Source organism: Streptomyces sp. NPDC018026 (assembly GCF_044327745.1).
In the GTDB taxonomy this organism is placed as follows: Bacteria; Actinomycetota; Actinomycetes; order Streptomycetales; family Streptomycetaceae; genus Streptomyces; species Streptomyces rubrogriseus.
The window spans coordinates 1039458-1056090 of the sequence record NZ_JBIRFY010000001.1; the positions used below are offsets into that span (position 1 = coordinate 1039458).

Annotated in this window: 8 protein-coding genes; 5 read left to right on the forward strand and 3 right to left on the reverse strand. The window is 75.3% G+C overall.

The features are described from left to right. The first annotated feature begins 40 nt into the window (after nt 1–40). The 3 genes from ACH4D3_RS04245 (at nt 41) to ACH4D3_RS04255 (ending at nt 10452) form a co-directional block, all read left to right on the forward strand. Nucleotides 41–5071, forward strand: a complete 5031-nt coding sequence (locus tag ACH4D3_RS04245) for a DNA-binding protein (RefSeq protein WP_398316118.1) — start codon at nt 41–43, stop codon at nt 5069–5071. A gap of 84 nt (nt 5072–5155) precedes the next feature. Then, entirely contained in the window at nt 5156–8668 is a 3513-nt protein-coding gene (locus tag ACH4D3_RS04250) for a DUF5682 family protein (protein ID WP_398316120.1), read from the forward strand. Further along, nucleotides 8665–10452: a hypothetical protein gene (locus tag ACH4D3_RS04255; protein WP_398316122.1), complete on the forward strand. Its 1788-nt coding sequence runs from the start codon at nt 8665–8667 to the stop codon at nt 10450–10452. Before ACH4D3_RS04250 ends, ACH4D3_RS04255 begins: the two co-directional genes overlap by 4 nt. 74 nt (nt 10453–10526) lie before the next feature. Here the strand turns inward: ACH4D3_RS04255 and ACH4D3_RS04260 are convergent, their stop codons facing one another. After that, complete coding sequence (locus ACH4D3_RS04260) at nt 10527–11828, reverse strand: MFS transporter (RefSeq protein WP_398316124.1); 1302 nt, start codon at nt 11826–11828, stop codon at nt 10527–10529. Between the two features lie 171 nt (nt 11829–11999). Here ACH4D3_RS04260 and ACH4D3_RS04265 point away from each other — a divergent pair, with 171 nt between their 5' ends. Continuing rightward, nucleotides 12000–14063 (forward strand): phosphocholine-specific phospholipase C, encoded by a 2064-nt coding sequence (locus ACH4D3_RS04265; protein WP_398316126.1) that lies wholly within the window; start codon nt 12000–12002, stop codon nt 14061–14063. A gap of 25 nt (nt 14064–14088) precedes the next feature. On the opposite strand, the gene ACH4D3_RS04270 is transcribed toward ACH4D3_RS04265, so the two are convergent. Both ACH4D3_RS04270 and ACH4D3_RS04275 read right to left on the reverse strand, forming a co-directional pair. After that, complete coding sequence (locus tag ACH4D3_RS04270) at nt 14089–15027, reverse strand: hypothetical protein (protein WP_398316128.1); 939 nt, start codon at nt 15025–15027, stop codon at nt 14089–14091. Continuing rightward, the gene (locus ACH4D3_RS04275) at nt 15024–15839 is read right to left on the reverse strand and encodes a phosphatase PAP2 family protein (RefSeq protein ID WP_398316130.1); all 816 of its coding nucleotides are present in this window, start codon (nt 15837–15839) and stop codon (nt 15024–15026) included. Before ACH4D3_RS04275 ends, ACH4D3_RS04270 begins: the two co-directional genes overlap by 4 nt. A 174-nt stretch (nt 15840–16013) precedes the next feature. On the opposite strand from ACH4D3_RS04275, the gene ACH4D3_RS04280 reads away from it, so the two are divergent. Further along, complete coding sequence (locus ACH4D3_RS04280; RefSeq protein ID WP_398316132.1) at nt 16014–16628, forward strand: TetR/AcrR family transcriptional regulator C-terminal ligand-binding domain-containing protein; 615 nt, start codon at nt 16014–16016, stop codon at nt 16626–16628. Nucleotides 16629–16633 lie beyond the last annotated feature (5 nt).

Below are 16633 nucleotides of genomic sequence, written 5' to 3' on the forward strand. Positions count from 1 at the left end.
CGGCCGCGGTACGCACCACACCCACGAAAGGCACACGATCATGAGCGACGGCACGACCCGGGACGGGGCGGCGGCAGAGGTGGAGGAGCTGCTGCGCGCCGGTGCGGTACTGCCGCCGGGCACCACCGGGGGCGGCGACCGCGCCGTGCCCGTGTTCACCCGGGCCTACCGGCATCCGGGCCTGGACGACCGGATCGTCGTCCGCCTGACGCCCGCCGACCCGTCCGGCACGGAACCCGCCGCGCCGGACCCGGCGGGCGGGGACGGCGGCGGGTTCCTCGGACTGCTGCCCGTGGGCGAGCCGGTCGAGGTCGGCGTCGGACAGCACCGGGCCATGGGCTTCCCCGAGTGGGTGCTGGTCCGCCACCCCACCGACGGCCACCTCGCCATGTCCCTGGTCGAGGAGATGAACAAGGTCGCCAGGACGGTGCGCTCCCGGGCGAAGCGGGCCCGCGCCACCTACGAGTCGATCGGAGCCCGCCTCGCGGGTTCCGTGCCGCACTTCCTGCCCACCTTCTACGAGGAGGCCGGCCGGGTGTTCCTGGCCGCCGGTGAGAAGGCGTACGCCTCGCAGATGTTCGTCAACGCGCGCAAGGCCGAGACGGCCCACGCCCTGCCGTTCGACGAGGCCCGCATGGACGCGGTGTTCCTGGAGTTCGCCCTCGCCGACGCCATGCCGACCAAGGTGCTCTCCAGTTACGCCAAGGGACTCTCCTCCCGGGTACCGGCCGACACCGCCTTCCGGCACCTGCGCGCACTCTTCGTCCGGCTCGCCGCACACGGCGTGGCCCCGTCGAGCCCCGGCGCGGGCGATCTGCGCAGGCTGGCGAAGACCGTCGCGGGCAAGAACGCGCTCGCCGAGGAGATGGCCTACCTGCGCGAGGTGCTGCCGCTGCCCGGCACCCGCAAGGCACCGCCCGGCTGGTGGAAGGCCCACCGGGCCGCCCTGGTGGAACTGACCCGGCGCGAACCCGCCGCCCGCGGCACCCTGCTCGGACTGCTCCCCTCGGAGTGGGAGCACGACGAGCTGGGACAGTGGCTCGACCTGCTGGAGAAGACCGGCGCCACCGAGGGACTGTGCGACGCCGCGCTGCCCGCCGAGGCCCGGTCCCCCGACGGCACCGCCGGCTGGACGCGCCGGTTCCTCGCCCTGTGCCGCACCCACGAGCGGCACATCGCACCGTCCGGGCTGTACCCCCTCGTCGACCGCATGGCCGGTGCCCTGCGCGCCGAACTGAACGACGAGGGCGGTACGTTGCCGCCCCCGGTCGGCGACGTCAACCTCCTCGACCAGCTCCTCGCCCTGGACATCCCGGTCGGGGACCCGGAGGACCGCCCGTGGCTCAACCTCCAGGAGTGGGCGGCCCGTGACGAGCGGCGCGACCTCCTCGCCCTGGAGGCCGACACCCGCTTCCGGGAGGTCTTCCAAAGCGGCTGCCCCACCTACGAGCGCGAGGGCATCGACAAGCGCACCGTGACCCGGCTCGCCGAGTCGCCGGGCGGCCGTCCGATGCTCGCCGAGTGGGTGGCCGGGGTAAGCCGCGGCTACCTCACCAGTGGACTGGGCGACTTCGCCCTCCACAGCGGCCCGTTCGAGACGCTGAACTGGCTGCCGGGCGAGATCTTGGCGACCGCCGAGCAGGAGGTGCGGGACGCACTGGGCACCGGCATGGCGCCCGTCCTCGCCCGCGCCCTGCGAAACGGGATCGTCGACGAACTGGGCTGGCCCGCCTGGGACGAGGCGATCGGCTCCGCCGCCTCCCCGGAGGAGGTCCGCGCGACACGCGTGGCCGAGGCATGGCCGCACCTCGTCGTCCTCGACGGCACGTCCGCCCGGGTACTCGGCGCGCAGGGCACGGTCCTCAGTCACGAACTGCGCCTGCCGGACGACGCGGACCACCCCGACGTCCGGTACGTGGACGGCCAACTGCTCGTCTCCTGGCACGTCTCCGCCACGTCCACCTCGTACGGCTACTGGTACCACCCCGACACGGGCGTCTCGCCGCCCACGGAACTCGTCGGCGACGTCACCTCCTCCTACGCCTGCCACGCGGACGGCAGCGGCGGGACGAACCGCATGCCGCCCGCCTCCCTCCCGTTCGCCGGGGGCGGCAGGACCAGCGGCTACCGCGTGCTGCGGCCCGGGGACACCCACGTCCCGTGGCGGCGTCGGGTGATCGGCGACGGCACCTCGTACTGGGTCTGGATCGACGACTGGTCCCGCCGGCAGAACAGCACCTGGCACGCCTACGACCCGGCCGACGACACGCTGGGCGAGCGCGGCGGTCCGGACTGGTTCGCCCAGGGGCTGCGCGCCGCACCGGAGGGCAGCACCCTCGGCACCACGTGGCTGCTGCCCGTCCCGTCCGCCGAACCGGGCCCGGTGTGCGCCCCGGTGGACGGGCTGATCGGCTGGCGGGTGACCATCCGGCCCGACGGCGCGCGGCAGGGAGAGGACCTGGCCGGCCGCTCGGTCGTCGTACCGTGGCGGGTGGGCGGGAACCCGGAGAACGTGCTGGTCTTCCCCGGCACCGACCGGGCCGTCACCGTGATGCGATGGTCGAGCGAACTCCAACTGCGGGACTCCGACAACGCGGTGCTCGCCGAGTTCAAGCGTGATCAGACAGCCGGCCCCTTCTCCGCGGGCACCCCCCTGCTGCCGCCCCTGCGCTACTGGCACCTGCTCCAGCCCCGCGACCCGCAGGGCTCCGCGGCGCTCCGCCGGGTCGGCGACGACGTCGCGGCGGCGCTGCTGGCGGCGGCCCTGGCCGAGCCGGCCGGGGACGGGGCGGCGGACCGGGACGCGGTGCTCGGGCCCGTACGCACGCTCCTCCCGGAGGTCGGCGACGAGGCGCTGCTCCGGGGCATCACCGGCGTGGCACGCTACGCCGCCGAGCAGCAGCGCGTCCTGGACGGGCTGCTCGCCCGGCTGGACTCGGCGGTCCGGGGCGTCACCCCGGAGGAACCGCGGCCCCCGCTGGGCGACCGCCTGCTCGCCTCCGCGCTGAACGGCGGCGGCCTGACCGAACGCGACGAGCGCTGGTACTACGACTTCCAGCACAACCTCTTCGAGCTGCCGGAGCTCCTCGCCCGGTCGATGAAGGGGCTGGCCGAGCCCGCCCCGGCGGGCATCCTGCACCTGTCGCTCGACAGCAGGGGCCCGTTGGAGCACCTGAACGCGGTGGCCCTGCCCGAACTGCCCGCCGTGGTGGCGCTCAGGGCGGCCTCGGAGGCCACCGTGGAGGAGCACCGGGAGGCGCTGGACGCCTTCCTCGGCGAACTGGACGCGCAGGGGCTGACGGAGTTGGACCCCGGCCACTGGCGCCGGGTGCACCTGGCCTTCGACCCCGACACGTTCGCCGGGCCGGGCGCCACCCACGGGTACACGAGGGGGACGGTGCTCGACCTGGACGGCGGCGCGTTCCTCGTCTTCCCCGACGACTGGTACCAGTTCGTCCGCGAATACGGGCACTACGAGATCAAGGGCAAGCACTACGGCGCGCTGTACCACGACCCGACCGGCCGCTTCGAGACACCGGCCCCCTACATCCCGGTGTCCGAGGAGCCGTTCGTGCCGGAGTCGGCCCGGGCGCCCGGCTGGGTCGCCGCCTTCCGCGCCGAACTGGCCGAGCGCGGCCCCGTGCCCTGGCGCCCCGAGGCCGCCGAGGAGTTCGCCCGGCTCACCGGCGTCACCCCGACCACGGCCCGGCTGGTGCTCGCCGGGGTGCCGCAGACCGACGACAAGCGTGCGAGCGTGCCCTCCGCCACCCTCAAGGTCATCGGGGTGAAGTCCGCCGACGCCCGCGTGTCCAAGGAGGAGCTGAGGTCCCTCGACAGCGGCGCCCTGCGGGCCGTCCTGGCGGCACTGCTGCCCACCGAACCCTCCCGGTTCTGGACGCACGGCCCCGACACCGCCCGCGCGGCCGAGGTCTGGAACGAGCGTTTCGGCCGGCGGACCCCACTGCCCGAAGAGGTGCTGCACGACGCCGTCCGCACCGTCGAGCCCGTCGGCTGGGCGCCCGCCGACGCCCTGCGGGGCTTCGTGGACCTGGCCACCGAGCCCCGGCTGACGAAGGACCTGACCTGGAGTGTCGGCGGCTACTACGTGGAGACCGCCGAGAAGTCGCCCGGCTTCGACGGCTCGGTCCTCAAGGGCTCGGTGGCCCTGGCCGCTTGGCTCGCCCACCGGCTCCCGTCCGGCGACCCGCTGCGCGCCGCCCTGCCCGGCGTCCTGACCGCGCTGCGCGAACGGCTGGCCCATCCCGGCCTGCTGCTCGCCCTCGACCGGCGGGGCGTCGACTGGGAGGCGTTCCGGCGGGCCGCCGGAGACCCCGCCGAGACGGGCGACGGCTTCGAGCGGCACGGCTCGGTCGTCCTGGGCACCGGGCGGTCGGAACCGGTCCCCGCCGTCCGGCCCGCGCTGCTGGACGCCGCCGGTCACGACCCGCACCTGGCGGCGCTGTTCACCGGCGAGCGGCCGAACGCCCAGGAGAGCGCACTGCGCCTGGTCCACGACCGGCCGTTCGCCGAACTGCTCGCCGACCCGGGTCACCCGATGGCCGGGGAGCGCGACGCGGACGGGCTGTGGTGGCCCCAGGACCCCGCCCGCTCGGTGCCCGACCTGGTCGGCGAGGCGGCCAAGCGGTACGGCATCGGCGAGGACGCCGCCGTCCTCTACCTGATGCTGCTCGCCATGCCGGACCCCACCGACCGCAACACCGCCCGCTGGACCGGCTGGGGCGGGCAGCGCGGCGGAACGGCCAGGCTGCGCGCGGCCCGCGCCGAACTGGCCGCCACCGACCTCGTGGTCGAGGGCAGCCGTGCCAAGGCCGGACGCTCGCTGTTCCTGCCCGGCGGCTGGACCCAGCCGCCGAACCCGCACCTCCCCCTGGAGCGGTGGAAGCTGCCGATGTACGACCTGCTGGAGGGCGAGCCGCCCGTCCTGGGGGTCGTCGTGCCCACCCGGCCCGTCGCCGGGCTGTACCGCGAGGCCTGGCAGCGCGTCCAGGACGGGGACGGGCCGCGTCTGGAGGAACTGGAGGTGCCGCGGCCGCGCAAGCGCCGCCGCTGACGTCCGGGTGGAGGGGACGGCCGTCGGGCGGCCGCCCCCTCCGCCTTCCGTCCACCCCTCCCGCACGCCCACGCACCTGGACCCATGACCGCACGCAAAGAGACCGCCACCGAGGTGGTGGTGCCGACGGCTCGCACGCAGCCGTACCTGATCGGCATACGTCACCACAGTCCCGCACTGGCCGTCGCCGTCCCCCGGTTGCTGGACGCGGCGGACGCCGAGGTCGTCTGCGTGGAACTGCCGGCCGACTTCCAGCCCTGGCTGCCCTACCTCGCCGATCCGCGGACCGTGGCGCCGGTGGCCCTGAGCGGTGCCCGCGAGGACGGCCGGCTGCACCTCTACCCGCTCGCCGACTTCTCGCCGGAACTGGCGGCGATCCGCTGGGCGCGGGACCGGGGCGCGGAGGTGGTCTGCTGCGATCTGCCGCTGGCGGACCCGGCGTGGTTCCGCGGGCCGCCGGACGGAACCCGCGTCGACGTCGACGAGCTGTGGGACCGCACCGTCGAGGCACTGTCGCCGGGCAGCGCTCCCGAGGCCGTGCGCCGCGCCGCCCTCGCCTTCGGGCGGGCGCTGCGCGACGACACCGCGGCCCGCGCCGGGCTCGGTGCCGGTGACCTCGCCCGCGAGGCACACATGCGGCGGGTCCTCGCCGCCCGGGGACAGCGCCGGGTCGCGGCGGTGATCGGCGCCTTCCACGTGCCCGGACTGTCCGACGAGGGCGACCCGGGGGAGGTGGCGGAGACCGCGCCGGACGCGGGGCCGGGCTCCCCGGTCGTCACGTCCCTCGTGCCGTACGCCTTCGCCCTGCTGGACCCCGGCTCCGGGTACCCCGCCGGCATCCGCGCCCCGCGCTGGCGGCAGGCGGTGCTCGACGCGGGTGGCGACCCCGGCCGCGTCCGGGCCGCCGCCGCCCGGTTGCTCACCGAAGTGTGCCGGGAGATCCGCTTGTCCGGGGACACGGCGGGCACCGGTGAGGCCGTCGAGGCCCTGCGGCTGGCCGGGGACCTCGGCACCCTGCGCGGTCTGCCCGCACCGGGGCGCCGGGAACTGGTGGAGGCGGTGACGTCCGTACTCGGCCGGGGCCAGGCCCTCGAACGGGAGTTGGGGGCCGTCCTGGTCGGCACGGGACGCGGCCACCTCGCGCCCGGCACCCCCCGCTCCGGCCTCGGACCCTGGGTGGAGGCCGAACTGGCCGCGCTGCGGCTGCCCGGCCCGGCCGACCCGGGCGGCCGGGACCTCCGGCTCACGCCGCTGCGCTCCGCACTCGACGCCCGGCGCGAGATCCTGCTCCAGCGCCTGAGGGAATGCGGGGTGGACTACGCGCGGCCCGTCGAGGTGACCGCGGCCGGGGAGGGCGGCACGCTCACCACCCGGTGGCGGGCCGCGTGGACCCCGTCGGTCGCCGCCCGCCTCGACCTCGTCGGCGTCCGCGGGGTGACCGCCGCCCAGGCGGCCGACGGCACCCTCCGGGAGAACCACCGCAGGGCGGCCGAGGCCGGCCGGGTCACCCCGGCCCGGGTCGTCGCCCTCCTGGGGGCCGCGGCCCGGTGCGCCCTCACGGACCTGCTCCACGACGGCATCACGGAGGCCGAGCGCGTCCTGCCGGGCGCCGCCGGCCTGCCCGAACTCATCGAAGCCCTGGACCTGTTGGAGTCCATACGCCGACAACATCTGCCCGGCACCACCGAGCGCGTCCGGACCCGGGCGGCCCGGCTCGCCGCTCTCCTGCTGGACGCCGCCGTCCGCGTACTGCCGGGGCTGGCGGGCAGCGACGAGACCCGGGACGCCGTCGCCGTCGTCACCCTCGCCGTGCGCAGCGCGGCGGACCGGCTCGGCCTGCGGCTGGACGGCGAGCTGTACGCGCTCTCCCGCGGCGGCTCCCCGCTCCTCCAGGGCGCCGCCCAGGCCGCCCGGGTACTGCTGGACCTCGACGGCTCGGACGTGCTCGGGACGAGGCTCGCCGGCTGGGTGGACACGGCGACCGGGCCCGACGGACGGCGACGGCTGGAACGCCGGCTCACCGGGGTGCTGGTCGCGGCCGGATTCCTGATCGAGTCCGCGTCCACCGCCCTCGGCCCGCTGTTCGAGCGGGTGGAGACCATGAGCGACCGCGGCTTCCTCGACCGGCTGTACGCCCTGCGCGGCGGCTTCCGGGCGCTCACACCGCAGGGACGGAGCCGGGTCCTCGCGGCCGTCTCCGCCCGACTGGCCGACCGGCCCGACCTGCGGCTCCCCGCGCCGGCCGAGCTGGTCGGGCGGTGGGCCGCGGCCGACGGGGAGGGCTTCGCCCTGCTCCGGGAGGCGGGACTGGCGGACCTGGTGAGTGCCCCGGCCGCAAGGGACACCGGGGCCACGCCGCCCCCCGCGCCGCGGACGGAGCCCGCCGCCGAGGCCCCGCCCGGAGCCGGAGCCCCGCGGCTCGGGCCCGCGGACCGCTGGCGGCTGCTGCTCGGCCGCGACACCGCGAGACTTCCCGCCGCCCTGCGGCCGTACGCCAGGGCACTCGACGAACTCTTCGACCGGGAGGGCGAGGAGACGGGCGAGGAGAGCGGGGAGACGAAGGAGGGCGGGGACGGGGGCGAACCGGAACCCGGCGCGAACGGGACCTCCAAGGACGGCGACGACGACCGGACCGGCGGCGGAGCGCGGAGCTTTCCCAGCGTCCGGCACTGGGCCGAGGACCTCCGGACGCTGTTCGGCGCGGAGATCCGGGAGGAAGTCCTCGAACGTGCCGTCGCCGACGGCCGCATGGACGCCATCCCGCTGCTCGACCCGGCCTCCGTACGGCCCTCCGTGGAACTGCTGTCCGCCGTGCTGACCCTGGCCAGGGGGATGCCCGAGCAGCGGGTGGCGAGCCTGCGGCCGCTCGTGAAGCGGCTGGTCGAGGAACTCACCAAGGAACTCGCCACCCGCCTGCGCCCCACCCTGACGGGCCTGACCACCCCGCGTCCCACCCGCCGCCCCGGCGGCCCCCTCGACCTGCCCCGCACGCTGCGGGCCAACCTCGCGCACATCCGGCGCCGGGAGGACGGGCAGGTCGAAGTCGTTCCCGAGCAGCCGGTGTTCAGGACCCGGACCGCGCGGCAGAACGACTGGCGGCTGATCCTGGTCGTCGACGTCTCCGCCTCCATGGAGACCTCGGTCGTCTGGTCGGCGCTCACCGCCGCGATCCTGGGCGGAGCACCCATGCTCTCCACCCACTTCCTCACCTTCAGCACCCAGGTCGCCGACCTCACCGGCCTGGTCGACGACCCCCTCTCGCTGCTGCTCGAGGTGGCGGTCGGCGGCGGGACACACATCGCGGCCGGTCTCGCCCACGCCCGCTCCCTGGTGAAGGTGCCCGACCGGACCCTGGTGGTGGTCGTCAGCGACTTCGAGGAGGGTGCCGCGGTCGAGGGACTGCTGGCCGAGGCCAGGGCCCTGGTGTCCTCCGGCGTCCGGCTGCTGGGCTGCGCCGCGCTGGACGGCGAGGGAACGCCCCGCTACTCCGTGCCCGTCACCCGCCAACTCGTCGCCGCCGGAATGCCGGTGGCCGCCCTCAGCCCGCTATCGCTCGCCCGCTGGGTCGGCGCGCAGGTCCGTGGAGCCGCCCGATGACCCGTCCCCGCCCGGGCACCGCCCCGTCGCTCCCGTCGCTGCCGCCGGTCGCGCCGGAGGTGTTCGCCGCCACGGTGGAAGGCCTGTCCACCCGCTTGCGCGGCAGGCTCGACGCGGCCGTCGAGTCGCTGGCCGCGACCCCCGTCGACGCCGCCGAGGACGGCACGTACGGCATCCGCTGCGGCGAGGACGCGCTGGTCACTCTGGAGCCCGGCGCGTCCGGCACGATCACCTCACCGGACCAGGCCCGTTGCACCTGCCTCCTGGCCCCGCGCTGCCTGCACCGCGCCGCGACCCTGGGCGCCGCCCCGGTCGCGGACCCGGCCCCGCCGGCCGGGACGGCGCCGCCCACCGCACCGGTCGTCCTTCCCGCGAGCGGGCCCTCCGCCGGGCAGGTCCGCGCCGCCGAGGCCCTCTGGACGGCGGCCGCGGCCGTCCTGGCGGCCGGGGTCACCGCGGCGGGCGCGGTGGCGCGGGCCGAGTTGCTCCGGGCCGCGCACACCGCACGCCTGGCCGGCCTGCACCGTGCGCAGGGCGCGGCCCTCGACGTCGTACGCCACCTGCGCGACGCGCGCGACCCGCAGGGTGCCCACCGGGTCCAGCGGCCCGCCGAGTCGGCCGCCGCCCTGCGGGAACTCCTCCTCGTCACCCACCGGCTGAAGGCGGCCGATCCCGACCCGGAGCTGATCGGCGCCGTCCACCACAACCACCGCCCCGACGGGCCCCTGCGCCTCTACGGCGTCTGCCGGGAACCGGTCGTCGGCCCCGGTGGCCTGGGCGGTGTCCTCACCCATCTCGTCGACGACGCCGGCCGCTGGTACACCCTCCGCGACGTCGCACCGGGGGGACCGGAGCGAGCCCGCCGCGCCGGCACCGCCCACGTCGCAGTCCGGTCCTTCCTGAGCGATCACGAGCGGCTGTCCCGGGGCGGTCTGGTCGTCGCCGGGGCCGTCGTCGCTCCGGACGGCCGTCTGCTCGCGGAGCCCGGCGTCCGGGCCACGTTCGCCGCCGGGCGCCCCTGGGCCGGATTCGAGCCCGTGGCCGTCGCCGGGGCCGGGACCGGGACCGGGGCCTGGAGTGCCGCGCCGCTGACCGGGTGCGACGTGGAGATCGTCGCCGCCGACGGCGAGGCGGTGCTGGCCCGGGTCGGCACCGGCGACGGTCCGGGGCCGACCGTCCGGCTGGCACCGGCCCACCGGCATCCCGCCCTCGCGCACACCGCCAACCTCCGTCGGCTGGGCGCGTGTCCGGGGCTGCGGGTACGGGTGCTCGGGCGCGTCGATCCCGACCGGGTCACGACCCTGCGCCCGCTGGCCGTCGGGCCCGTTCCCGGCGCCGGGGCGGCGACCCTCCGATTCCCGCAGGAGTGGCGGGACCGCGCCGACCTCGGTTACGACCGGCTGTGCGACGCGCACTTCCCGGCAGCGGCTCCCGGTCCGGCACCGGCCCCGCTCGCCGCCGCCGACGCCGGTCCGCTCGACCCGCCGCTCCGGCGCGTGCGCGACCTGGTCGAACTGGCGGTCACGGGCGGACGGCGCGCCGCCGCGGAGCCCGCGCGCGACGGCGACCGCGGCGCCCACGCCGCCGCGCTGCGCCGCGGCGGGTTCGCCACCGGTGCGGACCTGTTCGCCGCACTCGGCACGGTGGCCGCCCGCCGTCCCCGGGACGCCTTCGGCCGCCCGGCCGGGGACGACCTCGACCAGTACGCGGCCCAGTGGCTGGCCGCCGCGGTCTACCTCACCGGCACGGAAGCGGCCCTGGGGCGCGGCCTCTGGCACCGGTGAGCCGGAAGCCCGGCCGGAAGCCCCGCGGGAAGGCCCGGGATTCCGGCGCGAGAGTCCGGCGCGAAGGCCCGGTGTCAGCGCCGCAGTTCCTTGTGCGCCGTCTCCGGCAGCCGCAGGTACACCAGCGACGACAGCAGGCACAGCACGGCGACGTACCAGGGGAAGATCCCGGGGTGGCCCAGGTCCTTGAAGAGCGTGCCCACGTACGGTGCCGTGCCGCCGAACAGCGCCACCGTGAGCGAGTAGGGGAAGCCGATCCCGGCCGCCCGCACCCGGGGCGGGAAGACCTCGGCGTTGACGGCGGCGCTGATGGAGGTGAAGCCGGTCAGCAGGACCATCCCGGCGCACTGCACGAGCAGCAGCACGGCGAAGGAGTCGCGCAGGGAGTGCAGCAGCGGCACGCTCAGCAGCGCGAAGCCCACGCCGAAGAAGAGCAGCGGGGGACGGCGCCCGAACCGGTCGGAGAGCAGGCCGCCGATCGGCTGGAGCAGCCCGAAGAAGGCCAGCGAGATGGTTCCCGCGAGCAGCGCGTCCGACTTGGCGACACCCGCGTTGAGTTCGGCGTACGTCGGCAGGTACGACGTCCACGTGTAGTACGCGATCGTGCCGCCCGCCGTGATGCCGCAGATCAGCAGGGACTCGCGCGGATGACGGCGCAGCGCCTCGAAGAGGGCCGGACGCGGCGCCCGTCGCTGCTCGGTGCTGCGGGTCTCCTGCGCGCCCTGCCGGATCCAGAAGCCGACCAGGCTGAGGACGGCGCCGAACACGAAGGGGAGCCGCCACCCCCAGCCGTTCATCCGGTCCTCGCTCAGCGTGTCCACCAGCAGCGTGGCGATCCCGGATGCCACCAGCTGCCCCGCGGTGGTCGAGACGTACTGGAAGCTGGAGAACAGGCCGCGCCGCCCCGGCCCCGCCGACTCCACCAGGAAGGTCGTCGAGGCCGCGAACTCGCCGCCCACCGACAGCCCCTGGAGCAGCCGCGCCAGGACCAGGACCACCGGGGCCAGCACACCGGCCGCCGCGTACGTCGGGGTCAGCCCGACCAGCAGGCTGCTGCCGCCCATCAGCAGGATGGTGACGGTCAGCGCGGCCCGCCGCCCCCGCCTGTCCGCGATCGCGCCCATCAGCAGCCCGCCGACGGGCCGCATGAAGAAGCCCACCGCGAAGACGGCGAACGTCGACAGCAGCGGCACCAGCGAGTTGTCCGCGCCCTTGGGGAAGACCTGGTCCGCGATGTAGGTCGCCAGGAAGGTGTAGGCGTACCAGTCGTACCACTCCACCGCGTTGCCCACCGAGGCGGCGAGGAGCTGGCGTACGGGCCGTCGGGTCGGGGGCGCCGGTGCTTCCGTGTCCATGCCTGTCATGATCGCGACCATCCCCGGGCGGCGGACCCGGCACACCTCGCGTACCGGTGACTTTCACACCGGCGCCACCGCACCCTTCCCCGACGTTTGCTGCTCCTGGAACACTCCTTTCGCGCGCATTCCGTCATCACCCGGCACCGTCCGGCCGGCTGAACCCCCCAAGGCGAGAGGTCCCTCACCCCCATGGCCGAAGTGAACCGGCGCAGATTCCTCCAACTCGCGGGCGCCACCACGGCGTTCAGTGCCCTGTCCGCGAGCATCGACCGGGCTGCCGCGCTCCCGGCGAACCACCGCTCGGGGTCGATCGAGGACGTCGAGCACATCGTCGTCCTGATGCAGGAGAACCGTTCGTTCGACCACTACTTCGGCAGACTGCGCGGGGTCCGCGGCTTCGGCGACCCGCACCCGGCGCGGCTGGACGACGGCCGGTCGGTGTGGCACCAGCGCAAGGCCGACGGCACCGAGGTGCTGCCCTTCCACCCGGAGGCCGACGACCTCGGCATGCAGTTCCTCGAAGGGCTGCCGCACGGCTGGTCCGACGGCCAGGACGCCTACCACAACGCCAAGTACGACCGCTGGCTGCCCGCCAAGGGCACCACCACCATGGCGTACCTGACCCGCGAGGACATCCCCTTCCACTACGCGCTCGCCGACACCTTCACCGTCTGCGACGCCTACCACTGCTCCTTCATCGGCTCCACCGACCCCAACCGCTACTACCTGTGGTCGGGACACACCGGCAACGACGGCGCGGGCGGCGGCCCGGTCCTCGGCAACGACGAACTCGGCTACGACTGGACGACGTACCCCGAGCGGCTGGAGGCGGCCGGGGTCTCCTGGAAGATCTACCAGGACGTCGGCGACGGCCTCGACGCGGCCGGCCACTGGGGCTGGATCGACGACGCCTACCGGGGCAACTACGGCGACAACTCCCTGCTGTACTTCAACAAGTACCGCGACGCGCAGCCCGGCGACCCCCTGTACGACAAGGCCCGCACCGGCACCGACGCGAAGAGCGGCGAGGGCTACTTCGACCGGCTGCGCGCCGACGTCAAGGCGGGCAAGCTGCCGAAGATCTCCTGGATAGCCGCCCCGGAGGCCTTCTCCGAGCACTCCAACTGGCCGTCGAACTACGGCGCCTGGTACATCTCCCAGGTCCTGGACGCGCTCACCTCCAACCCGGCGGTGTGGGCGAAGACCGCCCTGTTCATCACGTATGACGAGAACGACGGCTTCTTCGACCACGTGGTGCCGCCGCTGCCGCCGAAGTCCGCCGCACAGGGCCGGTCCACCGTCGACGTCTCCCTGGACGTCTTCGAGGGCAGCGCCTCCCACCGCGAGGGCTTCTACGGGCTGGGCCCGCGCGTGCCCATGCTGGTCGTCTCGCCCTGGAGCAAGGGCGGCTTCGTCTGCTCCGAGACCTTCGACCACACCTCGGTCATCCGCTTCATGGAGCGCCGCTTCGGCGTCCGCGAGCCGAACATCTCACCCTGGCGGCGTGCCGTCTGCGGCGACCTGACCTCCGCCTTCGACTTCTCCCGCACGGACAGCCGCCCGGCCCGGCTGCCGGACACCGACGCCTACGAGCCGCCGGACCGCGAACGCCACCCCGACTACCGTCCGACGCCGCCCGCGGAGCCCGGCATGCCCCGGCAGGAACGCGGGACACGCCCCACCCGCCCGCTGCGCTACGCCCCGTACGTGGACGGTGCCGCGGACCCGGCGGCCGGGAAGTTCACCCTGGCCTTCGCCTCCGGGGCCCGGGCCGGAGCCGCCTTCCTCGTCACCTCCGGCAACCGCACCGACGGCCCCTGGACCTACACCACCGAGGCCGGCAAGGACATCGCGGACACCTGGAACTCGGCCTACTCCGGCGGCTCCTACGACCTGACCGTGCACGGCCCGGCCGGATTCCTGCGGGTCTTCCGGGGCGCCAACGAGGTCGCCGGGCCCGCCGGACCCGAGGTCACCGCACGGCACCACGGCGAAGACCTCCGGCTGACCCTCACCCACACCGGTACCGGCACGGTCCGGCTCCGGATCGCGAACGCCCACGACGGCCGGACCCGGACCGTCACCGTCCGCCCCGGCGCCACCGTGCACCACACCGTCGGCCTGGCGCGCAGCCGGCGCTGGTACGACGTGACGGTCACCTCCGAGACCGACCCGGCCTTCCTGCGCCGCTTCGCCGGGCACGTGGAGAACGGCCGGCCGGGAACCAGCGACCCGGCGATCATCACGGACTGAGACGGCGCCCGGACCGGCGGCAAGGCTAGAGCCGCGTGAGGTGCCCCGGCCCCGGCTGGCGGGGCACCAGTCCGGGTCCCGCCGGTGCCGGTCCCTTCGGTTCCGTCGCCGGGCCCGCGAGCCCCGGTGCGGCCGGCTCCGGCCGCTCGGGGGCCGCCCGGCTCAGCTGGAGCACTCCCCAGGCGGCCAGCGCCGCACCGGTCAGCGCGAGGAGCACGCCGCCCGCGCCGCCCCGGAGCCGTTCCCCGAGCAGGGAGAGCCCGATCACCGCGGCGGCCACCGGATTGGCCAGGGTCACCACCGCCAGCGGGGCGCCGAGGCCCCCGCGGTACGCCGTCTGGGACAGCAGCAGTCCGCCGGTCGCGAACGCGGCCACCAGCACGGCCACGCCGATCACCTGGACGCTCAGCAGCGGGCCCGACCGGTCGGTGACGGCGACCGTGACGGTCTGGGTGAGTGCCGAGGCCACGCCGGACGCGATCCCGGAGGCCGTCGCGTGCCGCAGTCCCGGCCGGGCGCCGGGCCACGACAGCACGCCGATCAGCGCCGCCGTCGCGCCGGACACCGTCAGCGCCTCCGGCACGCTCAGCACGTCGTCCGGGGCGGGCCCCGAGGCGGTGAGCAGCAGCGCGCCGAGGCCCAGCAGCGTCAGCCCGGTGCCCCGCCACTCGATCGCGCTCACCCGCCGGCCCGCCAGCCGCGCCCCCAGGGGCACCGCCGCGACCAGGGTGAGCGCACCGAGCGGCTGGACCACGGTGAGGGGGCCGTACTTGAGCGCCACCACGTGCAGCAGTGCCGCCGAGGCGTTGAGCGCGACCGCCCACCACCAGGCGCCGGAGGCCAGCATCCGCAGCGGCCCGGCGCCGGAGGCACGCGAGGCCAGCCGCTCCTGGGCGACGGCCGCCGCGGCGTAGGCGCAGGCGGAGACGAGCGACAGCAGTACCGCGACCAGGGCGGCGTTCACCGGCCCGCCCCGACCAGCTCGGGCCGCTCGGCAGACGTCCGGCGCCGGATCTCGGGCCGCCGGTGCGGGAGTGCGCACCGGGGCCGTCGGGGCCGTTCGGGCAGCCGCAGTACGGCGAGCGCGAGGCCGAGCAGGGCCGTGGCCACGATCACGTCGAGCCAGTAGTGGTTCGCGGTGCCCACGATGACCAGCAGCGTCACCAGCGGATGCAGCAGCCACAGCCCGCGCCACCGGGTCCGCGTCGCGACGATCAGACCGATCGCCAGCATCAGGGCCCAGCCGAAGTGCAGCGAGGGCATCGCCGCGAACTGGTTCGACAAGGTGTCGGTGCGCGGTGGCCCGTACACCGAGGGCCCGTAGAGCCGGGCCGTGTCGATCAGGCCGGTGGCGGCCAGCATGCGCGGCGGGGCGAGCGGAAAGAGGAGGTGCAGCACCAGCGCGGCGCCGGTCACGGCGGCCAGCACCCGGCGGGCCCAGAGATAGTGCGCGGGCCGTCGCAGGTAGAGCCAGACCAGGAAGGCCACGGTGGCCGGGAAGTGGACGGCGGCGTAGTACGTGTTCGCGACGTGTATCAGCGTGTCGCCGTGCAGCAGCAGGGACTGGACGGCGCCCTCGTCGGGCAGCCGCAGCGCCCGTTCCCAGTCCCACACGTGGTGGGCGTTGCGGAACGCCTCGGCGGTGTCTCCCGTCGCCAGCCGGCGGCCGAACTTGTAGACGAGGAAGAGCCCGGCCACGAGCAGGAGCTCACGGACGAGCGGTGGGCGCGCGGGCGCGTCCGGCCCCGCTTCTGCAGGCTCACTGCGGGCATTCATCCCCCGGCCCCTTCGCTGACGGTGGTGCGTGCGGCTCGTCGGGTACGGGGCGTGTGACGGTTCTCATCGATACGACCTCGTTCCGATACGCCAGTGTACCGATACGGTGGTGTACCGGTACACTGGCGTATCGATAGACATAGGACACACCGGAAACGGGAAGGAGCGGGGCCGATGACGTCGCAGGACGCGGACCGACCGGAAGCGGTCGGCACCTCGCGCCGCTCCAAGCTCACGCCGGAGCGTGAGCAGGAGTTCTTCGACGCCGTGCTCGACCAGCTCCGCGCCTGCGGTTACGACGCCGTCACCATGGAGGGCATCGCCGCCAGCACCCGGTGCAGCAAGTCCACGCTCTACCGGCAGTGGAAGACCAAGCCCCAGTTCGTGGCCGCCGCCCTGCGCTCCAACCGCCGGGTGCGCTTCACCGACATCGACACCGGTTCGCTCGCCGAGGACCTCCGCCAGGCGGCCGCGGCCGCGGGCGAGGGGGCGGGCAAGGACACCGGGCTGCTCCAGGCGCTCGGCCACGCGGTCATGGAGGATCCGGAGCTCAAGTGCGCGCTGCGCGAGGCGCTCGTCGAGCCGGAGATCGCCGCGCTGCGGGCGATCCTCGCGCGCGGTGTGGCCCGGGGAGAGGTGCCGGCCGGCCACCCGGCGCTGGAGTACGTGCCGGCCCAGCTCTTCGGCATGCTGCGGATGCGGCCCGTCCTGGAGGGCAAGCAGGCGGACGCGGCCTACCTCGTCCGGTTCGTGGAGGCCGTCGTGCTGCCGGCGCTCGGCCTCCCCTGAGACTC

Excerpts from the sequence above, each read along its gene's own strand:
- ACH4D3_RS04260 (WP_398316124.1), bottom strand. The coding sequence starts at position 11,828 with ATGGTCGCGATCATGACAGGCATGGACACGGAAGCACCGGCGCCCCCG.
- ACH4D3_RS04275 (WP_398316130.1), bottom strand. The coding sequence starts at position 15,839 with ATGAATGCCCGCAGTGAGCCTGCAGAAGCGGGGCCGGACGCGCCCGCG.
- ACH4D3_RS04280 (WP_398316132.1), top strand. The coding sequence starts at position 16,014 with ATGACGTCGCAGGACGCGGACCGACCGGAAGCGGTCGGCACCTCGCGC.
- ACH4D3_RS04250 (WP_398316120.1), top strand. The coding sequence starts at position 5,156 with ATGACCGCACGCAAAGAGACCGCCACCGAGGTGGTGGTGCCGACGGCT.
- ACH4D3_RS04255 (WP_398316122.1), top strand. The coding sequence starts at position 8,665 with ATGACCCGTCCCCGCCCGGGCACCGCCCCGTCGCTCCCGTCGCTGCCG.
- ACH4D3_RS04245 (WP_398316118.1), top strand. The coding sequence starts at position 41 with ATGAGCGACGGCACGACCCGGGACGGGGCGGCGGCAGAGGTGGAGGAG.
- ACH4D3_RS04265 (WP_398316126.1), top strand. The coding sequence starts at position 12,000 with ATGGCCGAAGTGAACCGGCGCAGATTCCTCCAACTCGCGGGCGCCACC.